The organism is Dokdonella sp., from assembly GCF_039926425.1.
Classification (GTDB): domain Bacteria; phylum Pseudomonadota; class Gammaproteobacteria; order Xanthomonadales; family Rhodanobacteraceae; genus Dokdonella_A.
Window position 1 is genome coordinate 1 of record NZ_JBDSWZ010000200.1, and the last position, 25,624, is coordinate 25,624.

At 62.7% G+C, this 25,624-nt stretch carries 26 protein-coding genes and 1 tRNA gene; 4 read left to right on the forward strand and 23 right to left on the reverse strand.

The window, feature by feature from the left end; genetic code table 11:
• On the forward strand, window positions 1-801 hold an 801-nt coding region (locus ABIV12_RS11620), incomplete at its 5' end, for a TonB-dependent receptor (RefSeq protein WP_348059416.1).
• A 171-nt stretch (window positions 802-972) separates the two neighbouring features.
• Here the strand turns inward: ABIV12_RS11620 and ABIV12_RS11625 are convergent.
• The 7 genes from ABIV12_RS11625 to rplM form a co-directional block, all read right to left on the reverse strand.
• The gene (locus ABIV12_RS11625; protein ID WP_348059418.1) at window positions 973-3,315 is read right to left on the reverse strand and encodes an EAL domain-containing protein; all 2,343 of its coding nucleotides are present in this window, start codon (window positions 3,313-3,315) and stop codon (window positions 973-975) included.
• Between the two features lie 4 nt (window positions 3,316-3,319).
• On the reverse strand, window positions 3,320-3,973 hold the full coding sequence (locus tag ABIV12_RS11630) for a hypothetical protein (RefSeq protein WP_348059420.1): 654 nt from the start codon (window positions 3,971-3,973) through the stop codon (window positions 3,320-3,322).
• Between the two features lie 186 nt (window positions 3,974-4,159).
• Entirely contained in the window at window positions 4,160-4,399 is a 240-nt protein-coding gene (locus ABIV12_RS11635) for a hypothetical protein (RefSeq protein ID WP_348059422.1), read from the reverse strand.
• Window positions 4,400-4,663: 264 nt separating this feature from the next.
• Entirely contained in the window at window positions 4,664-5,212 is a 549-nt protein-coding gene (locus ABIV12_RS11640) for a DNA starvation/stationary phase protection protein (RefSeq protein ID WP_348059424.1), read from the reverse strand.
• A gap of 167 nt (window positions 5,213-5,379) precedes the next feature.
• A tRNA-Gln gene (locus ABIV12_RS11645) sits at window positions 5,380-5,453 on the reverse strand.
• Window positions 5,454-5,579: 126 nt separating this feature from the next.
• Window positions 5,580-5,972, reverse strand: a complete 393-nt coding sequence (gene rpsI, locus ABIV12_RS11650) for a 30S ribosomal protein S9 (protein ID WP_348059426.1) — start codon at window positions 5,970-5,972, stop codon at window positions 5,580-5,582.
• An 83-nt stretch (window positions 5,973-6,055) separates the two neighbouring features.
• On the reverse strand, window positions 6,056-6,502 hold the full coding sequence (gene rplM, locus ABIV12_RS11655) for a 50S ribosomal protein L13 (protein WP_348059428.1): 447 nt from the start codon (window positions 6,500-6,502) through the stop codon (window positions 6,056-6,058).
• Between the two features lie 391 nt (window positions 6,503-6,893).
• Here rplM and ABIV12_RS11660 point away from each other — a divergent pair, with 391 nt between their 5' ends.
• Both ABIV12_RS11660 and coq7 read left to right on the forward strand, forming a co-directional pair.
• Window positions 6,894-7,865, forward strand: coding sequence for a (Fe-S)-binding protein (locus ABIV12_RS11660; protein WP_348059430.1), 972 nt, complete (start codon window positions 6,894-6,896; stop codon window positions 7,863-7,865).
• A complete protein-coding gene (coq7, locus tag ABIV12_RS11665; protein ID WP_348059432.1) occupies window positions 7,862-8,506 on the forward strand; it encodes a 2-polyprenyl-3-methyl-6-methoxy-1,4-benzoquinone monooxygenase in 645 nt (214 codons plus the stop codon). The genes ABIV12_RS11660 and coq7 overlap by 4 nt, the downstream gene beginning before the upstream one ends.
• Window positions 8,507-8,602: 96 nt before the next feature.
• Here coq7 and ABIV12_RS11670 read toward each other — a convergent pair whose 3' ends face one another.
• Window positions 8,603-10,714 (reverse strand): M13-type metalloendopeptidase, encoded by a 2,112-nt coding sequence (locus ABIV12_RS11670; RefSeq protein WP_348059434.1) that lies wholly within the window; start codon window positions 10,712-10,714, stop codon window positions 8,603-8,605.
• 107 nt (window positions 10,715-10,821) lie between these two features.
• Window positions 10,822-11,607, reverse strand: coding sequence for an adenosylmethionine decarboxylase (gene speD, locus ABIV12_RS11675; protein ID WP_348059436.1), 786 nt, complete (start codon window positions 11,605-11,607; stop codon window positions 10,822-10,824).
• Window positions 11,608-12,003: 396 nt separating this feature from the next.
• On the opposite strand from speD, the gene crp reads away from it, so the two are divergent.
• On the forward strand, window positions 12,004-12,642 hold the full coding sequence (crp, locus tag ABIV12_RS11680) for a cAMP-activated global transcriptional regulator CRP (protein WP_348059482.1): 639 nt from the start codon (window positions 12,004-12,006) through the stop codon (window positions 12,640-12,642).
• A gap of 150 nt (window positions 12,643-12,792) precedes the next feature.
• On the opposite strand, the gene ABIV12_RS11685 is transcribed toward crp, so the two are convergent.
• The 14 genes from ABIV12_RS11685 to bchC all read right to left on the reverse strand — a co-directional run bounded on the left by ABIV12_RS11685 (window position 12,793) and on the right by bchC (window position 25,557).
• Entirely contained in the window at window positions 12,793-13,494 is a 702-nt protein-coding gene (locus ABIV12_RS11685) for a haloacid dehalogenase-like hydrolase (RefSeq protein ID WP_348059438.1), read from the reverse strand.
• A 1-nt stretch (window position 13,495) separates the two neighbouring features.
• Complete coding sequence (gene trpC, locus ABIV12_RS11690) at window positions 13,496-14,287, reverse strand: indole-3-glycerol phosphate synthase TrpC (RefSeq protein ID WP_348059440.1); 792 nt, start codon at window positions 14,285-14,287, stop codon at window positions 13,496-13,498.
• 44 nt (window positions 14,288-14,331) lie between these two features.
• Window positions 14,332-15,378: an anthranilate phosphoribosyltransferase gene (gene trpD / locus ABIV12_RS11695; protein ID WP_348059442.1), complete on the reverse strand. Its 1,047-nt coding sequence runs from the start codon at window positions 15,376-15,378 to the stop codon at window positions 14,332-14,334.
• Window positions 15,379-15,612: 234 nt separating this feature from the next.
• Entirely contained in the window at window positions 15,613-16,209 is a 597-nt protein-coding gene (locus ABIV12_RS11700) for an aminodeoxychorismate/anthranilate synthase component II (protein ID WP_348059444.1), read from the reverse strand.
• A gap of 296 nt (window positions 16,210-16,505) precedes the next feature.
• Window positions 16,506-16,862: a hypothetical protein gene (locus ABIV12_RS11705; protein WP_348059446.1), complete on the reverse strand. Its 357-nt coding sequence runs from the start codon at window positions 16,860-16,862 to the stop codon at window positions 16,506-16,508.
• Between the two features lie 76 nt (window positions 16,863-16,938).
• A complete protein-coding gene (gene pufC, locus ABIV12_RS11710; protein ID WP_348059448.1) occupies window positions 16,939-18,033 on the reverse strand; it encodes a photosynthetic reaction center cytochrome PufC in 1,095 nt (364 codons plus the stop codon).
• Entirely contained in the window at window positions 18,030-19,040 is a 1,011-nt protein-coding gene (pufM, locus tag ABIV12_RS11715) for a photosynthetic reaction center subunit M (protein ID WP_348059450.1), read from the reverse strand. The genes pufC and pufM overlap by 4 nt, the downstream gene beginning before the upstream one ends.
• 39 nt (window positions 19,041-19,079) lie before the next feature.
• A complete protein-coding gene (gene pufL / locus ABIV12_RS11720) occupies window positions 19,080-19,901 on the reverse strand; it encodes a photosynthetic reaction center subunit L (RefSeq protein ID WP_348059452.1) in 822 nt (273 codons plus the stop codon).
• Window positions 19,902-20,032: 131 nt separating this feature from the next.
• Window positions 20,033-20,218 carry a light-harvesting antenna LH1, alpha subunit gene (pufA, locus tag ABIV12_RS11725; protein WP_348059454.1) on the reverse strand — a complete coding sequence of 62 codons (186 nt, stop codon included), beginning with the start codon at window positions 20,216-20,218 and terminating at the stop codon, window positions 20,033-20,035.
• Between the two features lie 74 nt (window positions 20,219-20,292).
• On the reverse strand, window positions 20,293-20,442 hold the full coding sequence (gene pufB, locus ABIV12_RS11730; RefSeq protein WP_348059456.1) for a light-harvesting antenna LH1, beta subunit: 150 nt from the start codon (window positions 20,440-20,442) through the stop codon (window positions 20,293-20,295).
• A 130-nt stretch (window positions 20,443-20,572) separates the two neighbouring features.
• The gene (gene bchZ / locus ABIV12_RS11735) at window positions 20,573-22,024 is read right to left on the reverse strand and encodes a chlorophyllide a reductase subunit Z (protein WP_348059458.1); all 1,452 of its coding nucleotides are present in this window, start codon (window positions 22,022-22,024) and stop codon (window positions 20,573-20,575) included.
• A complete protein-coding gene (bchY, locus tag ABIV12_RS11740; RefSeq protein WP_348059460.1) occupies window positions 22,024-23,550 on the reverse strand; it encodes a chlorophyllide a reductase subunit Y in 1,527 nt (508 codons plus the stop codon). The genes bchZ and bchY overlap by 1 nt, the downstream gene beginning before the upstream one ends.
• Before the next feature lie 4 nt (window positions 23,551-23,554).
• On the reverse strand, window positions 23,555-24,574 hold the full coding sequence (locus ABIV12_RS11745) for a chlorophyllide a reductase iron protein subunit X (RefSeq protein ID WP_348059462.1): 1,020 nt from the start codon (window positions 24,572-24,574) through the stop codon (window positions 23,555-23,557).
• On the reverse strand, window positions 24,571-25,557 hold the full coding sequence (gene bchC / locus ABIV12_RS11750; protein WP_348059464.1) for a chlorophyll synthesis pathway protein BchC: 987 nt from the start codon (window positions 25,555-25,557) through the stop codon (window positions 24,571-24,573). Before bchC ends, ABIV12_RS11745 begins: the two co-directional genes overlap by 4 nt.
• Window positions 25,558-25,624: the final 67 nt, after the last annotated feature.

The following is a 25,624-nucleotide window of genomic DNA, read 5'->3' on the forward strand; positions in this document are numbered from 1 at the left end:
AAGGCCGCTTATCGCTGGAGCGACACGGTGATGACATATGCATCGGCCGCGCGCGGCTACAAGGCTGGCGGATTCAATCTTGATCGCCAGCAGTCGGCGAACGGCCTCACTTCCGGTGCAGCGGGCATCGTGCCGGTTGACGACACCTCGTTCCCAGGTGAGTTCGTCGACAGTTACGAGCTCGGCGGCAAGACCAGTTGGCAGGACGGCAACCTGCTGGTCAACGCCGCACTGTTCCATGCGCGCTACAACGATTTCCAGCTCAACAGCTTCCTCGGCACCAGCTATGTCGTGCGTTCCGTTCCGGAGCTCACGACGCAGGGCGTGGACGCCGACCTGCTGTGGCAGACCCACATCACCGGACTCACGCTGTCCGGCGGAGTGACCTACACCGACGCAAGATACGGCGACGACCCGTTGCCCGATACAGCTCTTTCACGTGTGCCCGGCGGCCGCGCGAGCTTCGCGCCACGATGGGCAGCGACCGCAGGGTTTGCGTATCAGTGGACGTTCGCTGACGAATTCGCGGCGCGATTCAACGTCGGTGCGAAGTACACCAGCGACTACAACACCGGCTCGGATCTGAGCCCGTTCAAGCAGCAGGACGCGTTCACGCTGCTCAATGCTGGTTTGACCGTCGGCGCGGCGGACACGCGCTGGAACCTCGAGCTCTGGGGGCGCAATCTCACCGATCGAACCTACAGCCAGGTCGGCTTCGATGCGCCGTTGCAAACGGGATCGTACAACGCATTCCTCGGGGCACCACGCACCTATGGCGTGACGCTGCACGTGCAGCTGTAACGCGGTGGTCGTCGCACGAGCGACCGCTTGCGAACGTTCCACGATCCCGTTTCATTGCGCGCGGAATGGGGAACGCCGGTCGGTGTCACACCGGCCAGGCGCAGCGCCACGTTCCAATCGTCCATTTTCCGGCCGCGACACGCGCGACATTGCGGGCGGCAACCGCGCGCGCTAAGCGGAAACGCCTGCCAGCGTTCCTGCCGCCATTCGCTGCAACATCGCTTCGACAGCGTCGGGAGCCATGGCTTTCGCAATGTGATAACCCTGCACATGATCGCAACCGATCGTTCGCAGGTACTCGAGCGCCTCGACGGTTTCGACACCTTCTGCGGTGACGCGATATCCGAGCCGATGTCCCAGTTCCACCATCGATCGCACGAGCTCGCGATCGCTCGAATCCAAAGCGAGGGACTGCGTGAACAGGCGATCGATCTTGATCTCGCGCACCGGCAGTCGACGCAGGTAGGCGAACGAGGACTGGCCAATGCCGAAGTCATCGATCGCCAGATCCACACCCTGATCGGCGAGGCGGCCGAATACCCGGATCGCGGTTTCCGGATCGTTCATCACGGCACTCTCGGTGAGTTCGAGGAGCACGCAGGCTGGCTGTACCGCGTGCGCCGCCAAGCGGTCTGCGATCAGGTCGGGAAGCCTGTCGTCGTCCAGGTCGCGCGCGGACAAATTGATTGCAACGCGCAATGGATGGCCACGCCGCGTCCAGTCCGCCGCCTGCGCGATGCTGCGGTCAATCACCCAGCGACTCACCTCGCGGATGTTGCCGGTGCGCTCGGCGAGGCCGATGAAAAGATCCGGCGGCAACAATCCGCGGACCGGATGACGCCATCGCAGCAGCGCTTCGACCGAGTCGATCACGCCGCTCGCCAGATGCAGCTTCGGCTGGTAGCTCAGCAAGAGTTCGTCGGCGCCCACGGCCTTGCGCAAGTCGCCCATCAGACTCAGGCGTTCGGGCCGGTGCGGGTCGGTCGTGGGGTTGTACACGACGATCGGATGCTCCGCCCCGGTCGCGGCAATCAGTGCGACTTCCGCACGGCGCAACAAGGCCCCCGCGTCGCGGCCGTGGACCGGCGACAGCGCGATGCCGACAGCGGGCGCCGTGTCGAGTGAAATGTCCGCCTCGCGATAGGGCGTCACCAGCGCATCCAGTGCACGCCGCGCCAGGATCAGGGCCTCCTCGATGCCTGCACCGATCAGCCACAACGAAAACTGGGTATCGGTCGCCCGCGCCACGGAAGCGCCATCCGCCAGTGCGCGCAGACGCGCACCCGCGTCGCGCATGACGCGATCGCCGATGGTGTGTCCCAGCGTCTGGATGATCTCGGGCAAGCGGGCCAGCCCGATCATCAACAGCACGCCGGTCGCCTGTGGTGACTCATCAAGTGATCGTCCGATGGTTTCTTCCGCCGCCTGACGGTTCGGCAGCGTGGTCACGGCATCGTGCCGCGCCTGATGCCGGATCTGCTCTTCACGCTCCGCAATGGCATGCGTCATGTTGGCAAACGCCGCCGCGAGCTGCCCCACTTCGCCGCGTTCGCGCATCCGCGGGGCCGGGGTGTAGTCGCCCGATTCGATGCGGCGAGCGGTTTCGGCAAGAATCTCGATCGGACGCGCGACACTGCGCGCGATGAGCATTGCACCGACGAGGCCACCAGCAAGCCCGAGAGCCAGCAAGATGCCCCACGCCAGCGTGACCGACCGGTACGGCTGCAGCGCGTCGTCGAGCGAATACGACAGCAGAACCGCCACCGGTGCGCTGCGTTGGGATTCCCTCAGCCGCTTGGCGAGTGCCACGTATTCGTATCCGTTGACGGTGACCACCGTCGGCTCCATCGGCAGGTCGCCATGGCTCGTCACCTGCGGCGCAACGGCCCGCTCGCCACCCAGCGCAATGTCCGACCAGTGACCGGCGGCATTGCGAGTGATGAGTTCGAGCATGTTCGGCAGCGCGGAGAGGTGCTGCAAATGCTTCAGCAACGCATCGTCCACCGGAATGGCCGCGGCAATCAGTGCAATGGGAGACGGCGCATACACCGGCACGACGATCATCCAGTACGCCTTGCTGCCCAGAGCAACGACGGCCGCCGCCGGGTGGTCGAGCGATGCCTCGACCAGATCCTCATACGGGAATGCGTGACCCACGTCGGACGTGTCGGACGTGTCGGAACGAATCAGGCCATCGAGGCCGATCAGCATCATGCGATCGGCGCCGATGCGCCGCCCGTGGTTGCGCAGCGCCGAGAGAACGGTGCCTTCGTCGCGCTGCGCGATGGCTGTCCGAAGGGCGTAGTCGAGCGCGAGCACGTGCACGTTGTCTGCAACACGCGTGGACATGTCATCCAGTTGGCGCGCGACCGAATCTGCGCCTGCAGCCAGCTGACGTTCACCTTCAGCGATCACGCCGCGACGCGCGACTTCGTACATCAGCACCCCGGTGACGAGCTGGATCACGATGAGGGTTGCGACGAACAGCAGGGCAAGGCGCAGCCGGAAGCTCATTGCGTCAGGGAGTGCGCTCGGCGTCGCCAGTCGCGGCGCGCGGATCTGCAAGAAGGCTCAACTGGATGGTCACGCTCGCGGGAGTCGCATTGACCAGGACGGGTCGGGACGGCTCGCTCTTGCCAGGTCGCAAGTGCGGATGCCAAACCTGCACCATGTAGGATCCCTCACCGAGCGCCGCGAACGACACGCGCCCGTCAGCCGCGGATTTGGCGAGATACGGCGCATCGGACACGTACAAGTGCGTGATCATGCGATCGTGGATGTTGCACCCGACGTCGATCTCACCCGGTTGATCAAGTGTCACGGGTGGCGATGTGCGTTTGGACGCCACGACGAAATCGAAGGTCTTGATTGGCGCGAAGGAATAGACGTGATGACGTGTGTGGTCGCCGTTGTGAAACGCCACCCGGTCTCCCGGGCGGAAGACTTCGACGTAGGGAATGAAGGTTTCGTGGCGCTGATCGATCGTCTTCGTGACCGGCGCATAAGCGGCAGCACCAGTCCCGGGGCCCCCACGAACACTGACCACTGCGTTCGCGACCGGCATGTTCTGCGCGTCCGTGACCACGACCGAAAGATCGCCAGCCGACGCGTCTCCGAGTGCAATTGCGACGGCCAGAACTGTGCCCAGAACGCAGCGACTCTGCAGGTTCATCGCGATCTACTCGTGTTGGCTCCCGATTGCCGAGTCTAGCGCACGATCAGCGAGGACAATCCCTCAGGCAAAAAAGACGGTCGATGCGACAGCGTTGGATCTGCCGCACGACCGCCAGGATTCATTGCACATCAATCGGTCGCTCAACGAACGTCCGCAAGAACCGACGCGCGTCTTTTGTGTCATTCAGTTCACTGGTACCGGACCGCTCGCCAAGTTATTGCGCGGAATACGGCTCGGGCCGTTCATGGCCGACTCGCCGGCGGACCCTTCATCGACCGTCCGCCATTCGGAAATTTTATCGGCTTCGAGAGGCAAGCCGTACAGATCAACGAATTTGGCTTCGCGATATACAGCTGCCTGCCACTCTCCTTCGACCAGTTTCACCTCGACGTTCTGACCTTCCACGGGAAGCTGACCGTTCATGCGTTGCTCCTAATTCGATGTCGACGTGTTCCATGTCGACGTGATTGAACAGGACTCGACCATAGGCTCGCTTGGTTGACCCCCGCCTGAAGCAGGTCGCTGCAGCAAGCCACTGTGCATTTCGCATTGGTCCACCCTTCAGCCAAGCGCGCGGTTGGGTCATCGCCTGAACGGAATCCGTCATCGCGCCATCAAAAGAACAACGCGACGTGGCGTGAGTGGCGCGAAGGACATGAAAGCTGCGCCACGCCAATATGTTGCGGATCAGTGCCCGGTCGCATCACCGCGGCGGCTGGATTCAAACAGGAACCACGTTCGCCGCTCGGTTTCGTCGATCCAGTTTTCGATCAGGCTCGCCGTCGCGATGTCGCGATGCTCGTCGACCACGTCGTGCACTTCGCGCAGGCGCGCGGCGAGCGACGCGTTGTCCTCGCGCAGTTCCGCAAGCATGTCGAGCGGTTGCACGTAGTCCGCGTCGTTGTCCTTGATGCGCTGCAGTCGCGCGATGTGGCCGATCGACCTCAACGTCGAACCCCCCACCTTGCGGATGCGCTCGGCGATCGGGTCGGTCATTGCGTACAACTGGTCCGCCTGCTCGTCGAGCAGCAAATGGTAATCGCGGAAATGCGGACCGCTCATGTGCCAGTGGAAGTTCTTGGTCTTCAGATACAGCGCGAACACGTCGGCGAGCACGCCGTTCATCCCGCCGGCGATATCGCGCGTTGCCTTCGCGGACAGGTCGCTTGGTGTGAGAAGCGGCGCTTTGCGACGCTGCTTGAGGTCGTCGATTTTCTTTTCGGATTTCTTGGCCATGGGGATGTCCTCTGCAGCGGCTGGGCTGTTCAGCATACGCCCGCAACGCACCGGGTGAGCCGCGTCATGGACGCGCACGCAGGATCCCCGGCGGCCAGACACAAAAAACCCCGCATGCGCGGGGTTGTTCTTTTGCAGGTTCCGGAGAAAACCGCCGAAACGCATTGTGGCTGGGGGACTAGGGCTCGAACCTAGATTAACGGTGTCAGAGACCGTTGTCCTACCATTAGACGATCCCCCATCGAGGGTTTGGGTCGTTTCCGGTGCCGCGTTACCCGAAGGCAAACAGCACGTTCCACTTCCCACACGCCGGTTGGACCCCGGCGCGTCGCCCCTCCACTGACGAGGGGCTGAAAGATCGCAGCGCTTAGCGCTTCGAGTACTGCGAGGCGCGGCGTGCCTTGTGCAGGCCGACCTTCTTGCGCTCGACCTCGCGGGCATCGCGGGTCATGAAGCCGGCCTTGCGCAGCGGCGACTTCAACGCTTCGTCGTATTCCACCAGAGCGCGCGAAATGCCGAGGCGGATCGCGCCGGCCTGGCCGGTCATGCCGCCGCCTTCCACCGTTGCCATGACGTCGAACTTGTCATGGTTCTGGGTGAGTTCAAGCGGCTGGCGCACGATCATGCGCGAGGTCTCGCGACCAAAGAATTCGTCGAGCGGCTTGCCGTTGACGACGATCGCGCCACTGCCCTTGCGCAGGAACACGCGGGCTGCGGAGGACTTGCGACGGCCGGTGCCGTAATTCTGCTGGATCGCCATTTGGTTGCTCTGTCTATTGCTTCTATTGGAAGTCCGCACAGGGATGTGCGGGCTCTTGCGAGGGACTCGCGTCCCGTCTGGAGTCAGTTCGTCGCGGTATTGATGTCCAGCACCTGCGGCTGCTGGGCTTCATGCGGATGCGTCGCGCCGGCATACACCTTGAGCTTGCGGTACATCGCGCGGCCCAGCGGGTTCTTCGGCAGCATGCCCTTCACGGCGATCTCGATCACGCGCTCGGGATGCTGGGCCAGCATGTCCTTCAGCGACGTCGTCTTGAGGTTGCCGATGTGGCCGGTAAAGCGATGGTAGTTCTTGTCGTCCAGCTTCTTGCCGGTGACCGCGATCTTCTCCGCGTTGATCACGACGAGATAATCGCCCGTATCGACGTGCGGCGTGTAGACCGGCTTGTGCTTGCCGCGCAGGCGATGCGCGAGTTCGGTGCACAGGCGGCCCAGCGTCTTGTCGGTGGCATCGACCAGATACCAATCGCGCTTGACCGTTTCGTTTTTGGCACTGATCGTTTGCTTCATGTCCGCAAGGCCTGGCTTGAGCCCGAAAGGCGGGCTCGACTTAAATGAGGGCGCGGGAGCATAGCGAAAGTCCCCGCGACTGGCAACAGCAGTGCCGCCGACCAGTGGAACCGCAAATGGTAGCATGAATTCCGTGGCCGTCACTTCCCTCCCGATCCCCGCCCCAGAACGCTCGCTGCTCGACCTCGCGGACCAGTGCGTGATGTGCGGGCTGTGCCTTCCTCACTGCCCCACCTATCGCATTGCGAACAGCGAATCGGAATCTCCGCGCGGTCGGATTGCGCTGGCCAAAGCAATCGCCAATCAGACATGGACGCCTTCGCCCGCGGGACTTCTGCACCTCGACCATTGCCTCGGATGCATGTCATGCCAGAAGGTCTGTCCATCGCAGGTGGAATACGAACAGATCTTCGTGCGGACGCGCGCCGCGCTGGACGGACAGCGGCCTGGCCTGCTGCCGCGCTGGCTGCGCGACCCGCAGCGGCTGACCAGGCTGGCCCGGATTGGTGCAGCGCTGCGTGCCGGTCGCTGGTTGCCGGCGTTCGCAAGGTTCCTGCCAATCGGGTCGCTTGGGCGGCGACTGGCGCAAACGCAACCCGATCTTCCCCCGCGCTCACCGTTTCGCCGGCTGGCCCGCATCGTCGGCGACCAGCGAGAGCGCGTCGTTCTGTTCCGCGGCTGCGTCGCCAGCGTCTATGACGCCGACAGCCTCGCTGCCGGCCGGGTTCTTCTCGAAGCGCTCGGCCACGAGGTCGTCGAGGTGGCGGGTACTCGATGCTGCGGGGCCCTACCACGCCACGCCGGCGATGTGGATCGAGGCCGGTTGGAAGCGCGTGCCACGCGCGACGCATTGTGTGCGACCGGCAGCGATGTCGTTCTGGTCAGCGCAAGCGGTTGCCATGGCGACCTTCGCGATGAGGTTGCGGTCGGCACTGCATTGAAGGTGACCGACATCCTCGCCTTCATCGCGGCCAGTTCCGCGCTCCACACGCTTGCGTTCAAGCCACTCGCCCTGCGCGCCGCGTTACATCTCCCGTGCACGCAGGTGAATGTCGTTGGCCAGGTCGCTCCCATCCGCGCTCTGCTCGCGCGGATTCCTCAACTCGTCGTTCTCGCGTTGCCCGAGCAACCGCGCTGCTGCGGCGCTGCCGGGAGTTATTTCCTCGAATATCCGGACATCGCCGATCGCCTGCGCGCCGAACAGCTCGACCAGGCGCAGGCGCTCGAACCCGATCTTCTGCTCACCACCAACATCGGCTGTCGGATCCATCTGGGCAATGGATTGCGCGAGCGAACCGTCGCGATACCGGTGATGCACCCGCTGGCATTGCTCGCACAACAACTGGACACTCCCGACCCATGACCCATCGAACCCTTTCGCGACTTGATCGCGCGCTCGTCGAAATCGAACGTGCGCTCGAAACCGTCTTTGTCGCCGCGCCTGTCGCCGCACGTGCGTCGCCAGCAACCGATGTGCCCGAAGCGGATCTCGATGACGACGCGCGTCGGCACGCAGCGGGCCTGATGCGCGTCAATCACGTCGGCGAAGTGTGCGCGCAGGCGCTTTATTTTGGACAGGCTGCGGTGGCGCGTGAACCGGCGATGCGTGAGCAAATGCTGGATGCCGCAGCCGAGGAAACCGATCATCTTGGCTGGTGCGGCGAACGCCTTGAAGAACTTGGCAGTCGTCCGAGCCTGCTCAATCCGCTCTGGTATGCCGGCGCTTACGCAATTGGCGTTGGGGCCGGTCTGATCGGCGACCGGCTCAGTCTCGGTTTCGTGGTCGAGACCGAACGCCAGGTCGAAGCACATCTGGGCGAACACCTGCAGACTCTGCCCGCCGGCGACGAACGCAGCCGCGCCATCGTGCGGCGCATGAAGGACGATGAAGCACGCCACGCAGACGAGGCGCTGGCGGCCGGCGCGCGGTCCTTGCCGGCACCGCTGCCCTCCCTGATGCGCGTCGCCAGCAACGTGATGAAAGCCGTCGCCTACCGGATCTGAAGCAAACAGCACCCCGTAATCCGAACGCGCCTTCCGCGCCCCGCTCTTTTCAACGCCACCAATCGATCCGCAGAACCCCTCAGGTGCTGGCGGCCATCACCAGATGCCCACCCGCTTCTCGGGTTCCACATACATCTTGTCCCCCGCTTTCACGTCGAACGCCGTATAGAAACCAGGCTGGTTGACGAGCGAGCCGAGGACGCGATCGACCGGGATCGAATGGGGATCGGTCTTGGTCAGTTCGATCGCGTAGTTGTCGCGCAGCTTTGTCCGCCACGCCTGCGCGAAGCCCAGGTAAAAGCGCTGGTCGCCGCTGAATCCGTCGATCATCGGCGCGGGTTTGCCGTCGAGCGAGAGCTGGTACGCCTTGAACGCGACCGCCAGCCCCGAGTTGTCGGCGATGTTCTCGCCGAGTGTCAGTTCGCCGTTGATGTGGTATCCCGGCACCGGCTCGAACGCGTTGTATTCCTCGACCAGCGCCTTGGTTTTCGCGGCAAACTTGTCGTGATCGTCCTTCGTCCACCAGTCACGCAGGTTGCCGTCGCCGTCGTACTGTGCGCCCTGATCGTCGAAGCCGTGGCTGATCTCATGGCCGATGACCATGCCGATCGCGCCATAGTTCACCGCATCGTCCGCATCGGGATTGAAGAACGGGGGCTGCAGGATGGCCGCCGGGAAAACGATCTCGTTCAATTCGGGGTTGTAGTACGCATTGATCGTCTGCGGCGTCATGCCCCACTCGCTGCGATCGACAGGCTGGCCAAGCTTGCCGATGTTGCGGTCGTATTCGAACGCATTGGCGCGCGCCACGTTGCCGATGAGGTCACCCTTGGCAATCTCGAGTTTCGAATAGTCGCGCCAGGTGTCGGGATAGCCGATTTTCGGCATGAACTTCGCCAGCTTCGCTTGCGCTTCGCGCTTCGTATCAGCGCTCATCCAGTCGAGCGTGTCGATGCCCTGCTTGTAGGCGGCCAGAAGATTCTTCACCAGCGCATCGGCTCGCTGCTTGCTCGCAACCGGAAAATACTTCGCGACATACAGCTTGCCGAGCGCTTCACCCATCGCCTTCTCGACTACGCCGACACCACGCTTCCAGCGCGGCTGGTTTTCCGGAACGCCGCGCACCGTCGTTCCGTAGAACGCGAAGCTGGCGTCGACAAACCGCTTGGACAGGTTCGGCGCGCCATCGCGCAGTGTCTTCCAGCGGAAATACGCTTTCCATGTCGACAGCGGTGTCGATGAAGACAGTTTCGCAAATGCCTTCAGGTAGCTCGGCTGCGCGACGTTGACGACGTCGACCTTCCCCTTGATTCCGGCAGCATCAAGGAACGCATTCCAGTCGAATCCCGGCGCAAATGCCGCGAGGTCGGGAATGCGCATCTTGTTGTAGGCCTTGATCGGATCGCGCAACTCCACTTTCGTCCACTGCGCCTTCGCAAGTGCAGTCTCGAGCGCCAGGATGTCGCTGGCGGTTTTTTCCGCCTGCGCGTCACCTGCCGCGGAAAAAATCCTTCCGAGAAAGGCGACGTACTCCGCGCGAATCGCCTTCAACTTGGCGTCGTCGTCCTTGAGGTAATAGTCGCGATCGGGAAGGCCAAGCCCGCTCTGCTGGAGGTCGGCGATGTACTTCGTCGCGTCCTTGTTGTCCTGATGGACGAGAACATTGACCGGCAGCGTCGGCGAAGGGCCGAACGTGCCGGCCTGCGACAGTGTGCGTCCCAAGTCGGCCATCAGCGGCGCAATGTCTTTCGACGTGCGCATCGCGTCGATCCGCGCAAACGTCGATTCGAGCGGCTTGATGCCGGTCGACTCGATCGCTGCCTCATCGAGAAAACCAGCGTACAGGTCGCCGATCTTGCGCTGGTCGATGTCGAGCGAAGCGGCCTCCGCGTTCGCGGAAGCCTCGATGATCCGGCGCAGGTTTTCGATTGAATCGTCGGCGAGTTTCGCAAACGACCCGTAGGAAGGTTTGTCCGCCGGAATGTCCGTCGAATCGAGCCAGTGCCCGTTGACGTGGCGATAGAAATCGTCCTGCGCACGGGTCGCCGTATCCATGTTGGACAACTGAATTCCCGAACTGCGCTCCGCGGGCTTCGCAGCTGCCTTCGCCTCCGGAGCCGGTGGCGGAACGCTGACCGGCGGCGGCGGCGGCGCAGAGCACGCCGAGAGAATTCCGACGCACAGCGCCGTGAGCAGCATGGCCTTCATGGCGTACTCCTTGATGTCGATCGGAAATCGGGACGCCTTCGGATGTCCGCGGCGAAGAATTCAGCCCGCGATGCCGATCGCACGAGACCGATCGGCATGCAGACGCGTTACATCAGGTTGCGACCGTGGAACAGTTCCTCGATCTCGCGCTTGAGCAATTGCTCGATGCGCTGGCGTTCCTTGAACGAGAGATCGTCGGCCTGTGCCTCGAACAGATACGTGTCCAGATCGAAGTCCTTCACATGCATCTTTGTATGGAAGATGTTTTCCTGGTACACGTTGACGTCGAACATCTCGTACTTCTGCCGGATGTGCTTGGCCAGGTAGTCCTGGATCGAGTTGATCTTGTGGTCGATGTAGTGCTTGCGACCCTTCACGTCGCGCGTGAAGCCGCGCACGCGATAGTCCATCGTGACGATGTCCGACTCGAAACTGTCGATCAGGTAGTTCAACGCGCGAAGAGGCGAAATCACGCCGCACGTCGCCACGTCGATGTCGGCGCGGAACGTGGCGATCCCGTTGTGCGGATGCGTCTCGGGATACGTGTGCACCGTGATGTGGCTCTTGTCGAGGTGCGCGACCACCGCGTCGGAAATCATGTCGCGGCCAAGCTTGTCGACCACCGGATGCTCGGAGATCAGGATCGTCACCGACGCGCCCTGCGGATCGTAGTCCTGGCGCGCGATGTTGAGGATGTTCGCGCCGATGATTTCCGCGACGTCGGTGAGGATCGCCGTCAGACGATCGGCGTCGTACTGTTCGTCGATGTACTCGATGTAGCGCTGGCGCTGGTCTTCCGACACCGCATAACAGATGTCGTAGATGTTGAAGCTGAGGGCCTTGGTGAGATTGTTGAAGCCCTGCAGCTGCAGGCGCGGAATCGGTTTGACCACGACGGATACCTCGATGCGGGTTTACAGGACGCGACAGGATGCCGGTCGGATGTTTCAGCCACCTTGCCGGGGCGCGGATTATGGGCCAAGCCGCCAGTCGATGAAACCGTGCAGTCTTGTCGGTCGCCCTCGACCCCCGGCGCGTCTGCTTCGGCAAACTGCAGGCCGTCCGCCGTGGCCCGCCCGTCGAATGTCGAATTGCATCCGATATGCCATATGATGGCTCGATATCCTTTCACGACGGGCTCGCAATCGCGCGGGATTCCGCCGATCCGTCGTGAAGCGGCAGCCCTGCCGTACCTGGATATCGTAGGGGGACCCGTGGAATCTCAAGGCAAGATCGCCGATTTCCGTTACATGCTCCAACGTGAGGTGAACCGGGTGCAGGCGCCAGCCATGCTGACCCCGGATCGCGCCGCGATGGAGCGTTTTCTCAGCGCTTGCCATCGCCGGCGCTACGCCAGCAAGACCGCCATCATCCGTCCGGGTGATTCGGCGAACATCCTCTATTACGTCATCGACGGCTCCCTCACCGTATCCTCCGAGGATGAGGAAGGCCGCGAACTCATCCTCGCCTATCTGAACCGCGGCGAATTCATTGGCGAGATGGGCCTGTTCGTGGAGACTCCGCGTCGCGAAGTGATGGTGCGAACGCGCACTCCGTGCGAACTTGCGGAAATCGGCTACGAACGCATGTTCAACCTCTTTGAAGGCCCGCTGCGCGAGGAGTGTCCGAAAATCCTCTTCGCGATTGGCGCGCAGCTGACCAACCGCCTGCTGCACACCTCGCGGAAAGTCAGCCGGCTGGCTTTCATGGACGTTACCGGGCGGGTCGCGAAGACACTCATCGACCTGACCGAAGAACCGGATGCGATGACGCATCCGAATGGCAAGCAGATCCGCATCTCGCGCCAGGAAATCAGTCGCATTGTCGGATGCTCGCGGGAGATGGTCGGCCGCGTCCTGAAGCAACTCGAAGAGCAGCGCATGATCGACGTTGCGGGCAAGACCATCGTGGTGCTCGGCTTGCACTGATTGCAAAGAGTGGAGCGGATGTCGGTCCGAGGGACGGCGGTCGTGCCGCGAATGGGCTCGCGCGGTTCCCGCCGCGCCTTGCGTCGGGCTCATTCGGCGACACAGCCCGCTCCACTCGAGGTTTCCGGGTGGTTTTGGTGGGAATCGTGTTTACCAGTTCACCATGGTTGATCGATCGCCGAGTCGTGTCTTCACGCGTGCGAGATCCGCGCCGCGCAGGTTCACAAGCACTGCGCTGCGTGACGCCTCCAGCATGGGCAAGTCGGCGGGCGAATCGCTGTAGGCGACATCCCAGAGCGGATGGATGTCGCGCAGAGCCAGCTGCCGAATCTTTTCGCGACCGACATTGCGCACGGCGATACGCAGACCGAGCCGACCCTGCACGACGCGCGACGCAACGAGTTCGATGGACGCCAGTCCAAGTTGCTCGAGGATCGAATGCGCCAGCGTTTCCTCGCAGCCGGTGACGACCAACACCCGATCACCCCGATCGCGATGGGCCTTCAGCGCGCACAGCGCTGTGGATGACAAACGTCGCGGGTCGCGTGCGATCGATTGCCCGCATTCCCGCGCGCTCACGCGATACGTCGTTTCATCCAGTCCAACCAGCGCAAGAGTCACGACCCAGCGCACGATCACGCCACGACCCCGCAACGTTGAAGCCGCAGGAAAGGTGACCAGCGCCATCAGCACCAGAGGAATGATGAGCCACCAGGCGATCGCGAACCGATGGCGCAGCCATCGCGAGAATGCGTCGCCCCGAACGAGCACTCCGTCGAAGTCGAACAGCACCACGGGACGGGCGCAGATCCCTTGCTCGGCGCGCGAACCGGCCGGCTCGGGCTGCAGCATGTCAGCGTGGAAAGAACAGGCGCGCGAGCTCGGTGCCGGGATCCGGTGCACGCATGAACGCTTCTCCGACGAGAAAAGCGTTGATGCCCGCCGCGCGCATGCGAGCGACGTCGGCAGGCGTGTGAATGCCGCTTTCGGTGACGAGAAGACGGTCGCCGACCTGCGCGCGTAGTCTCAGCGTCGTGTCGAGCGAGGTTTCGAACGTGCGCAGATTGCGGTTGTTGATGCCGATCAGCGGCGCGGGAATGTCGAGCGCCCGCTCCAGCTCGACTTCGTCATGCACTTCGACCAGCACGTCCAGATCAAGTTCGGCCGCGAGCAGCGACAATTCGAGCAGGCTCGCATCGCCGAGCGCGGCGACGATCAGCAGGATGCAATCCGCGCCAATCGCACGCGCCTCGTAGACCTGATACGCATCGATCGTGAAATCCTTTCGCAGCACCGGCAGCTCGCATGCGGCGCGCGCCTGTTGCAGGAATGCTTCGCTGCCCTGGAAGAAATCCGCATCGGTCAGGACCGACAGACACGCTGCACCGGCTGCCGCGTAGCTCACGGCGATCGCAGCCGGATCAAAGTCCGCACGGATCACTCCTTGCGACGGGCTCGCCTTCTTCACTTCAGCGATGACGGCGGGAACACGGGCTTCGATTTTCGCCTCCATGGCCGCTGCGAATCCACGTGTCGGCGGAAGTCCATCGATGCGCGCCGACAGCTCGGCCAACGGAAGCGCTGCGCTGCGCGCGGCAATTTCTTCGACCTTGCGCGCAAGAATGCGGTTGAGAATGTCGCTCATCGGGGCATTGAATCCTGGTGAATGACAGAGAGGCCGACTCGGATTCAGGCCGAACGGCGGCGATCGGCGATCCGGCGCGTCACTGCGACAAACGCCTCCATTCTCGCGAGTGCATCACCGCTCGCCACCACTGCGCGGGCGCGCTCGATTCCGTCGCGGATCGACTCGGCGACGTCTGCAACATACAGCGCAGCCCCTGCGTTGAGCAGAACGATATCGCGCGCGACGCCAGGGGTGTTGCCAATTGCCCCACGCAGCATGGCCATCGATTCGCCGACATCCGCAACGCGCAAATTACGACTGGATGCCATGACCAGACCGAAATCCTCCGGCTCGATCTGATACTCGCGCACGTGGCCGTCACGCAGCTCGCCAACGAGGGTCGCCGCGCCGAGCGAAATTTCGTCCATGCCATCGCGTCCCCACACCACCAGCGCTCGGCGCGCGCCCAGTTGCTGCAATGCGCGGACCTGGATGCCGACGAGATCTTCGTGAAAAACCCCCATGAGGATATTCGGTGCGCCAGCGGGGTTGGTCAGCGGACCGAGAATGTTGAACAGCGTGCGTACACCGAGCTCACGTCGCACCGGTGCCACAGCTTTCATCGCCGGATGATGGTTGGGCGCGAACATGAAGCCAATGCCGGTTTCGGCGAAACACTGCGCGACTTCGTTCGCGCTCAGGTCAATCGCCGCGCCGAGCGCCTCCAGCACATCTGCACTTCCAGATTTGGACGACACGCTGCGATTGCCGTGCTTGGCAACCTTCGCACCTGCTGCCGCCGCCACGAACATCGACGCCGTGGAAATGTTGAAGGTGTGCGAGCCGTCCCCGCCCGTGCCGACGATATCGACGAAGTGGGCGGGGTCGCCGACATCGACACGCGTGGACAGCTCACGCATCACGCTCGCCGCGCCTGCAATCTCGCCGATTGTTTCCTTCTTGACGCGCAAGCCGGTCAGCAACGCCGCAACCATCGTTGAAGACACCTCGCCACGCATGATCTGGCGCATCAGGTCGACCATCTCGTCGTGGAAGATCTCGCGATGCTCGATAGTTCGCTGCAGCGCCTGCTGCGGGGTGATCGACATGGTGGGTCCGGATGCGTTGTGTTCTCAGGATAACGCCCAGCGGGCGTGGTCGGCACACGTGCGCGGACTGGAGAGGGCGAGATTGAAGCAAGAAGAACACGGGGAACTCGTACAAACCCGTCATTGGGTGGAGCAATTTGTTCGCGGGCGGCCGCTCGTTATCCCCTCTGCTTCGTGTTCGTCGTGGTGCAGCCTTTTGGCTTTCGCCTCACTGCACCTGTCTCGGCCTGCACCTCACGCGGCACGCGCAAGCGTCGATTGGAGGAAATTGCGCAGAAGGTCGTGTCCGTGTTGGGTCAGGATCGACTCTGGATGAAACTGGACGCCTTCGACATTGAGGCTGCGGTGACGCAGGCCCATGATTTCGTCCAGTGAACCATCGCGATTCGCGGTCCACGCGGAAACTTCAAGACACGCCGGCAGCGAGGCCTGCTCGACCACCAGGGAGTGGTAGCGCGTCGCCTCGAACGGGTCGGGAAGTCCACGGAAGACGCCGCGGCCGTCGTGATGAATCAGCGAGGTCTTGCCGTGCATGATCTGCTTGGCGCGAATCACCTTGCCGCCGAAGACCTGGCCGATCGCCTGGTGACCCAGGCAGACGCCGAAGATCGGCACCACGCCTCCCAGCCTGGAAATGATCTCCATCGACACACCGGCCTCGTTTGGCGTACCGGGGCCGGGCGAAATGACGATCGCCGAGGGTTCAAGTGCGCACAGCGCCGGCAGCGTCATCTCATCGTTGCGGATCACGCGCACGCTCTCACCCAACTCGCCGAAGTACTGCACGAGATTGAAGGTGAAGCTGTCGTAGTTGTCGATCATCAGGAGCATGGCTTGCGCGCTGGCCAGCAGGAGCTGAGACGCGGATTATAGCGATGGGGACGTCTTGGGCGCTCGCGGCCCCGGCCGTTGCGAGAGAGAGCGGCAGCCCAATGCATCGACTGGCAACTGTCGATCCATGACAGCCTTTCTGTTCTTTCGTAGGCACACGGCGCAACCCCAGCCGGCGCGGCGGGACATCGCACGCGCGAATCACACAATTCTTGAATGCGCGGCGCCTGGCCTGTCGCAGGACAACGACACGGCCTTCGGGAACGCTGGGGAGCGTGCGCGCTCTTTGCCGGGGATCAGGTGTGCAACGCGTGGAAGAGGAATGCGATCGACCCTGCCATGCAACTGATTTCGAGAATCCGTGCGAACACCTCGGCACGCGATGCGATCGGCTCGGCCAGATCGTACCGATCTCCGGGGTAGCCGATCACCGTGAGCAGAAGGTCTACAGGAGCGAGACCGGTGAACTTCAGCGCCATGACTACCCCGGCACCGACATCCAGCCAGAGGAGCGCCACACCCAGCGGTCGCCAGAGGCTGGCGACCCAGAGAATCGCCATGGTCACCAGCGCGATCCAGACCATCACCGACAGGGCGCTCCGGACGACGACCCTCACCGCCGGAACATCGTCCAATTCCTGATATGTGCTCATCGCATGTCACCTGCTGCCGGCCGGTCGCCCGAAAAGCATCCTCTTCAATCGATCGTTCGTCGCCTGAATGCTCCGCTTACGGAGCACCAGTGGGCGCAGAAATTGGTGGTGCGACGTCGACTGGAAGCGCGGGCGTCGGTGCTGACGACATTGGCCCGGAGGGTGGCGCGGCGAGCACGCTGTAATCGGCCAGCATCGAGGCGCCGTAGAGCGGTTTGTAGACGCCCTTGTGGCACGTTGCGCAACCAAGTTTCGGCCCATCGCCTGCGGCGCCGTGACGCGCGGGGGGCAGCACATCGGCCAACGGATCGAGATAGGTCTTGTTGAGATCGCGCACCATGCGGATGCCATAGTAGGCTGTTGCTCGCTGCGGAGTGCTCTGATCCCAATCGGTGAACGACCGACTGTTGTGGCAGTAGGTGCAGTTGACGCCAAGCGATTGCGACATGTGCATCATCAACCCGTAAGTCCACTCCGTCTGCTTGATCGAATGCGTATCGCCACTCGGCAGCGCAGTCTTCGAAACGACGCGTATGTTTCCATCGCCCTCAAGGAACGTCGAGAACGGGTCGAATGGCAGCGACGTGAGGCCCACGGCGGGTGTCGGCTCGTTCTGGCCACCCTTGTTGCCCGCGAAAGTCGACCGAACATCGTTTGCATGATCGAACCAGATGTCCGACGGCACCGGGTTGCCGCGGTGGCAGGTGTAACAGGTCACGCCCGTCGCAGCGACGTGCGGCTTCCATTCGGCATTGATGTGCTGGGTCATTTCCAGCATTCGGCGCGACACCACCTTGGTGTATTTCTCGTCGGACGCCATGTTCGCCACGTTGTGGCAATAGGCACAGCCTTCGTTCGGCGCGACCCAGCTCGTCATCGCCGCCATCAGCCGTGTCATGTCGCCGATCGACAGCGTCTGCAGCACCTGCAGGTTTTTGAAGACCGTGCCCGCCGGCGGGCCGCCGGGCGCCGCAGGAGGAAGCGGTGGCGGCACGACATTTGCGGCCTGTTTCTGCGCAACGGTGCGCGGGTTCTGCACGTCGACCAGACCCGTGCCGCGATAGCCGTCCTGGTGGGTCACCGGTGACGGCCGCTCGCATCCAGCCATGCCGAACGCCACTGCAGCGATCGCCAGCGCTCGCGCTGCATGCATCGGGAATCGTGCGATCACTGGGCACCTCCCGGTGCGACCGGACTCGTGGGTGGCATGGGCGTCAGCGCGGGATCCGGTACCGTCGGGAGCACATGGGGATACGACGCGACGATGCCGTGGTTGATTCCCCACAGATACCAGTTGTCGACGACCGTACCGGTCAGCAGGATGCCGATGCCGCCCGTCAGCGGGCACAGCACCGCGAACCACCACGCCCATCGGTGCACCGATTCCATCGTTGCATTGAATCCCATCGTCCAGCGCCAGAACAACGCCGCGCGTTCGGACGCAGTACCGCGGTCGGCGATCTGTTCGAGCTCGCGCTCGCCGCCGTAGCGGCTGACCGCGAGGATCGTCGCGCCGTGCATCGCGAACAACAGCGTCGACCCGTAGAGGAACGCGATCGACAGCATGTGAAACGGGTTGTAGAAGAGGTTGCCGTAGCGGATCGAGAACGCCGCGACCCAGTCGAGATGCGGAAAGATCCCGAACGGCACCGCCTCACCAAAGCTGCCCATCGCGAGCGGCCGGATGAAGCCCAGCACGAGGTACAGCCAGATCGCCGAAGCGAACGCCCATGCCACGTGCGTGCCCATGCCGTGTGCGCGTGCGCGCCGATACATGCGCACGCACCACAGGATCAGCGAAGTTGTCAGGAAGAAGCCCGCCATCAACCACCATCCGCCCTGATTCAACGGCGGAATCGAGATGCCGTAGGAAGGTGGTGGCGGTTCGAGCGCGAGCCAGAAGAACTGGCGCACGAACTGGACGGGACTCCAGTTCACCGAAGCCAGCATGTTGAGACCGATGATCTCGAACGCGATGAAGCCGAGGGCGATCGACGTCACGCCCAGCCAGCCGAGGTAGATCGGACCGACCTGTGCGTCGCCGATCTTGCCGAGCAGGTAAACGAAAAACGGCTTGAGGTCGCGCTTGCCCGGGCTCGTGCCCGGTTCGAACGGGACGCCTTCGTAAGCGGGCGCATTGACCTGCAGTCGGGTAAATATGTTTTGGTATTCGGCCATCTCAGCGCCCCTCGAATTTGACGTCCAGGCTCATCGGAATTACCAGATTGGAAGGCTCAGCCACCAGTTCCACCATTCCGGCCAGCCGCGTGTCCAGAACGGCCCGCTGATGATGATGCAGATGGCACTCCAGAACCCCGCGCTGAGGGCCAGGAACAGGCCGAGGCGATGGATGCCGAGCGTACCGATCGAATATCCGATCGTGTCGCGGAAAAAGGTGTTTTCGTGCTCCGCCGTCTTCATCGCCTCGCCCTTTTTCGGGTTCGCTGCGGAAAGGATCAGCGACCCGTGAAGGGACAACGCGAACACGGTGGCGAAGAAGAAACTCACGGCCAGCATGTGGGCCGGGTTGTAGTGGAAATGCAGGTACTGATAACCGGTGTTGGAGACCCAGTCGAGGTGACTGGTGATTCCGTACGGAAATCCATTGCCCCACGCCCCCATCAGGATCGGCCTGATGACGGTCAGTGCGACGTAGGCAAAGATCGCGACGCCGAATGCAAACGGGACATGGAGGCCAATCCCGAGTTTGCGGCAGATCTCGACTTCGCGCAGCGCCCAGGAAATGAACGAGCCAATCGCGCAGACGGTAATGATCTGCCACAGGCCACCCTCCTTCAGCGGAGCGAGGCCCAGGCCGTAGGAAAGATCCGGTGGCGGAATGTTGATCTGCCAGATGTTCCAGGTCGGCCCGAGCGCCGCACCGTAGATGCACAGGGCCGTGCCGAGCGTGGCGAAGAACGCCGTTGTGACGCCGAAGAATCCGACATAGAACGGGCCGATCCAGAAATCGAACAGATCGCCCCCGACCAGCGTTCCACCGCGGACGCGATATTTCCGTTCAAAACTAAGCATGCTCATTGTTCGCTCCCACGCCCACTTGCGAATAATTGTTGTCGTCGATCCCGCGTGCGCACCATCCATCAGGCGAGGGACCGGTCGAAGCCGGACCCTCGCCTTCCTTGCGTGGCGACTGATTTCGCAGAATCGCCCTAGCCGGCTGGCCGGGGCGTATTTTGCGAGGTCACCGCCGGTGGTGCCTTCGAGCCACCCTCGATCCAGTTGTAACGTGCCGTGCTGAGCAGAATGAAATGGATCAGCAAAGCCAGTACGAAAAGGAACGTGAATAGCGCTATCAGCGACCGACGCGGATCAAATAGCAGCCATACTCTCCACATGTCTCGTGTCTCCCATTGGTAATCAGGTTCACCAGCGCGGAGTGGAACGTGTTGCGGTCAGGAATTCGCATTCCTCACTGCAGCCACGGTCTCCACTGCCACACCAGGAAATGCGCAACGATGGCGATGGCGGTGAAAATGATGAAGCTGGTGACGAAGATTCGGTGGAACTCTTTCGCCTCCATCTCCGTCAATCCCGTCAGCGACCGTCTTTCATCACTCATGGTCTACCTCCGATTGGCCTTGCGGCCGTCACCACGCAACCCCGCGTAGCCGGGATCGTCCTGGTGTGAAACACCAAGGCCGATGGGTCGCCGGCGTCATTGCCGGCGATCTTTTTCTTGCACGTCGCGCTCATGCAGGCTCCCCATCGGCCAGTGCCGTACAGGATGCTTCGACGCGTTGGACAGTGACTTCAATCTCGCCCGCCTTGCGAGCTTCACGCTCGGTGCGGTCACGCAAGCGCTTCGCCGCCGAGATCCGGATCAGGATTGGCTGGCGCTCGAGCAATTCATCGAGTGCCGCTTTGGCATCGTCGAGCCACGGCAACTGGGAACCGAGTTTCGACGGCGTCGAATCGATCTTGTCGAGTTCGCTGCCGAGCGGGAGGATGTTGAACAGCGCATCGAACAGCGCGTTGCAGAATTCCTGCACGATGTACGTAGCACCCGAATAGCCCATGAAGGGCGTGCCGGTGTGGCGGCGGATGATCGCGCCAGGGAATGAGCACGGTATGTAGCTCGCACGGTTGCCGATCTCGGCAAGGTACATGCGCTCGTTGTAGCTGCCGAACATGACGAGTGGCGGCTTTTTCTGAACCATGTCACGCACGGCCGCGTTGTCGGTCTTCTCGCCAGGCAAGCGCGAAATCGCGAAATTGCAAGGCATGCCGAGCTCGGATTCCAGAAAGTTGCGAAGGCCGCGTGCGTAGGTATCGCTGGCCACGACAGCGAAGCTCGCGGTCGCGAAGAAATCCTGTGTGACCGATCGCCACAGATCCCAGATCGGCTTGATCGTGGTGTGGCGCTCCTGTTCGATGAAGGGCTCGGGATCGAGACCGAGCAGTTCGCCGAGCTTGCGCAGGAACTTGGTCGTGCTGTGAAGGCCGATCGGCGCCTGCAGGTAGGGTCGCTCAAGCGACTCGCACAGCATCCGTCCGAACTCGCGATACATGCAGATGTTGACGTCGGCATCGATCAGCTTGGGAACATCGGCCAGATGACTGCCAAGCGGAAACACCATGTTGATGTCGGCACCGATCCCGACGACGAGTCGGCAAATTTCGGCCACGTCGCTCGGCGTGTTGAACGTGCCATAGCACGGGCCGATGATGTTGACGCGCGGCTTCTTTTCCGGCGACAGCGGTTTGCGCGCGGGAATGCGCTTCAATCCGTATTGCGTCCACAACCAGTTCATCGCGCGATTCGCGCACTGCCACTGGTCTTCGTCGATCGTGCGAGGCAGGAAGCGCTGCAGGTTCGTGCCTTCCGGCGTGACGCCACCGCCAATCATTTCGGCGATGGACCCTGTCACCACGACCGCAGGAAGATCCTGGTCGAGGACGGCATGGGCGCGCCGCATCGATCCTTCGGTGCCTTCGCGACCGAGCTGTTCTTCAGCGAGACCAGTGACAACGATCGGCAATTCGTGTGGCGGCAGCGCATCGGTGTAGTGGAGCACCGATGTGACCGGCAGATTCTCGCAACCGACTGGGCCATCGATGACGACCTGGAGTCCCTTGATCGCGGTGAATACGTACACTGCGCCCCAGTACCCGCCCGCGCGATCGTGATCGAGGACAAGCATCAGATCGGCTCCTCGACGTGCGAGGCTTTTGTAACCTTGGCCAGTTTGCGGCGGTACTGTTCGCGGAACTCCGGACGATCCCGTGGAGACTCCTGCCAGACACCGGACGCGAAGCCTTCGCCAACACCTGAGTAGAACGATTCCATCACGTCGAAACGGGCTTTGTTCGCGATGGCCGCGTTGACCACGCTTGCCAGCGAACCCGCACCGGCAGGACCCATGAGGGGTCGAGCGGAAATCAGATTGGTGAAATACAACGACGGCGTGCGCGCGGTCTTTGCAGCCTGGACGACAGGGGTGGTTCCAATCGCGAGGTCGGGTTCGAATTCGCGCAACGCGGCCAGATCCTGTTCCAGCGATGCGCGGTATTGCACGTGGACGCCACGCGCCTGCAACCAGTCCTGGTCGGCGCTGCTCCATGCCGTCTTGGGACAAGCGGTACCCACGTAACGCACGTCCGCCCCACTCTCGACCAGCAGACGCGCGACCAGAAGTTCCGAACCCTCGTACCCGCTGAGCGTGATGCGACCCTTGATCGGCATTGCAGCCAGGGCGGCGCGGATCGCCGGCAGAAACTGGTTCTTCGCAGCGTCGATCTTGCCCTGGGCAACATTTGCCGCACTGCCAATCGCCTGCAACCACGACTCTGTGCCGTCATGCCCCACCGGCGCGGAGCCGACAATGGGTCGACCGGCGGCTTCGAACTCGCGAATGCTCGCGGTGTAGAACGGGTGCAGCGCTGCGACAACACTTCCGTCCAATGCCGCGTAGAGCTCTCGCCATTCACGGGTGGGCACGACGGGCCCGGCAGCCAATCCCAGCGGCGCGAGCATCATTCCAATTCCAACCGGATCGACTGGAAAGACTTCGCCGAGAAGGGTGACGGTCGGCAATCCACTGCGTCCGCCACGGGGCGCCTGCACCGGTCCTGCAGCAACTTCCGTGCGCGCGTAGCGGAGCATCGCTCCGGCCAGCACGTCTTTCGCTTCTGCGTGCGTCGGCACGCCGAATCCGGGGACGTCGATGCCAATGATGCGCACACCGTTGATGTCGCGCGGAAGCAACTGCAACGGCACTCCACTCGCGGTCGGCACACACAGATTGATGATGACGATTGCGTCGTGGATTGCCGGATCCGCCAGCGCATGCACCGACTCGCGGATGTCCTCGAACAGCTTCCCGGTGACCAGCGATTCCGAATTGAACGGCACGTACCCAACGCTGCGGCGGGCGCCGTAGAAATGCGAAGTGAACGTGAGCCCATAAACGCAACACGCCGAACCACTCAAAACGGTTGCGGTGCGGCGCATGCGCAGGCCCACGCGCAACGCACCGAACGCCGGACACATCGACTGTGGCTGATCGTGCGGGCCTTTCGGATAGTCCTTCGCGTAGCGATCAAGCGTCTCGCTTTTTCCCGCGGCCTTGGCCGCGTCGAGCATCACCTGTTTGCCGGAATGGCAGCCCATCCCGTCGACAGGCGTCGAATCGGCACTGGCGAGCGTGATGGGGATCGACTCGGACATGACGTCAGACAGTCTCGTAGACGACTTCAAGCGAAGGCTTGCTGATTTCGGTTCGACCGCACATGTCGAACTCGGTCGCCGGAGTCAGCACGACATTGCGCCCGACGACATCGCCGGAGAAAAGCCCTAGCAGTTCATCCTGGCTGAGCGGCTTCGGACGCATCGGCGGCGCAGACGCGACGTTGTCGGCCAGCGTCTGGAACAGCGGCGCCCATTGCGTGCCCGGTCTGCCGATGATCTCGTAGCTCGCGCTCTTGCGACGGATGTCGTCGTTGGCAGGAATGGCGGCAAGCACCGGAATGCCGACTTTTTCGGCAAACGCAGCGGCTTCACCGGTGCCGTCATCCTTGTTGATCACGATACCCGCGACGCCGACGTTGCCGCCGAGATTGCGGAAATATTCGACTGCCGAACACACATTGTTCGCAACATAGAGCGATTGCAGATCGTTGCTGCCAACCACGATCACCTTCTGGCACATGTCGCGCGCAATCGGCAGGCCGAAGCCTCCACAGACCACATCGCCGAGGAAATCGAGCAGCACGTAGTCGAAACCCCACTCGTGGAAGCCGAGCTTTTCGAGTGTTTCGAAACCATGGATGATGCCGCGGCCGCCGCAGCCGCGACCCACCTCCGGACCACCGAGCTCCATTGCGAAGACGCCGTCGCGCTTGAAGCAGACATCGCCGATCTTCACCTGCTCGCCCGCGAGCTTCATCTTCGACGACGTTCCGATGATCGTCGGACACGCCCGGCCGCCAAACAGCAGAGAGGTCGTGTCACTCTTCGGATCGCAGCCGATGAGCAGAACCTTCTTCCCGTCCTGCGCCATCGAATAGCTGAGATTGGCGAGCGTGAAACTCTTGCCGATTCCGCCCTTGCCGTAGATCGCGATGATCTGCGTTTCCTTGGTCACCGGTCCGGTCGACACGGGATCGAGCGGGACCGCGGCTTCCGCGCGCAACATGTCGTCGAGCACGCGCATTGGTATCAATGTTTCCCGGCCGTCCGCGGAAGCACTCATGTGTTCGCTCTCCAGTCGAGAATCATTTTCAGGCAGGCGCTGTCACCGAATGCGGTGCGATACGCTGCATCGGCATCCGCCGGTTCCGCGCGGTGTGTAATGAGGCCGTCGAGCGACAGGCGTCCGCTCTCGGCAAGGGATTGGACCGCCTTCAAATCGGACTCGACCCATTGGGCGGCGACCCGGATGCGCGCCTCGCGCATGAACGCGGGTGAAAATGCAAACGACAACGGATCGCTGTAGAAACCGGCAAGCACGACTTCGCCACCCGGCGCCATGCGGGCGATCACCGAGTCGAGAATTGCGGAGTCGCCGCTGACGTCGCAGATCCGGCGGTAGTCGCGGCGTGTGTCGACAGCTGGATCGAGCACGCTGTAGCCCTCCGCTCCGCTCGCGCGCTGCGCGTTGGTTTCCCAAACCGTCGGTGCAGCGCCGCCCGTGGCAACGACAAGCCTCGCCAGCAGGCGGCCGAGAACGCCGTGGCCGACGATCAGATCGGGATGCTCGATCACCGTGGGACAGATCGCGTGGTAGGCAGTTGCGGCCAGTGCCAGCAGTACAGCGTGTTCGCCGAGGTGCTCGGCGACCGGCACAGCGCGTGAACCGGGGACGACGAGGCGCGCCGCAGCGCCGCCGAACAGTCCACGCACAGGCCCAAAGCACTTTGCGCCTGCAACGAAAACCGTGTCGCCGACGGTCGAACCCGAGCGCACACCGGCTTCGCTGACGCGTCCGACCGATTCGTACCCGGGAACAAGCGGATACCCCATACCGGGGAAGGACGGCATCCGACCGGTCCAGAGCAACCGCTCAGTACCGGTGCTGATGCCGCTCCACAGGATGTCCACGACAACGTCTTCTTCCCCTGGCGGGGTGAGATCGAGCGTCGCCAGAGACAATTGCCCCGGCTGCTCGAAAACGACGGCTGTGGTGTTGATGAAACTCTCCTGGTCGCCTGAGGCGGATGCGGCCCTATGCCGCATCGTCATCTGTTCCGGTTCAGCGTTAGTTTAGATTTACGGTTGCCTGTGTCAATAGCGGCTGACACTT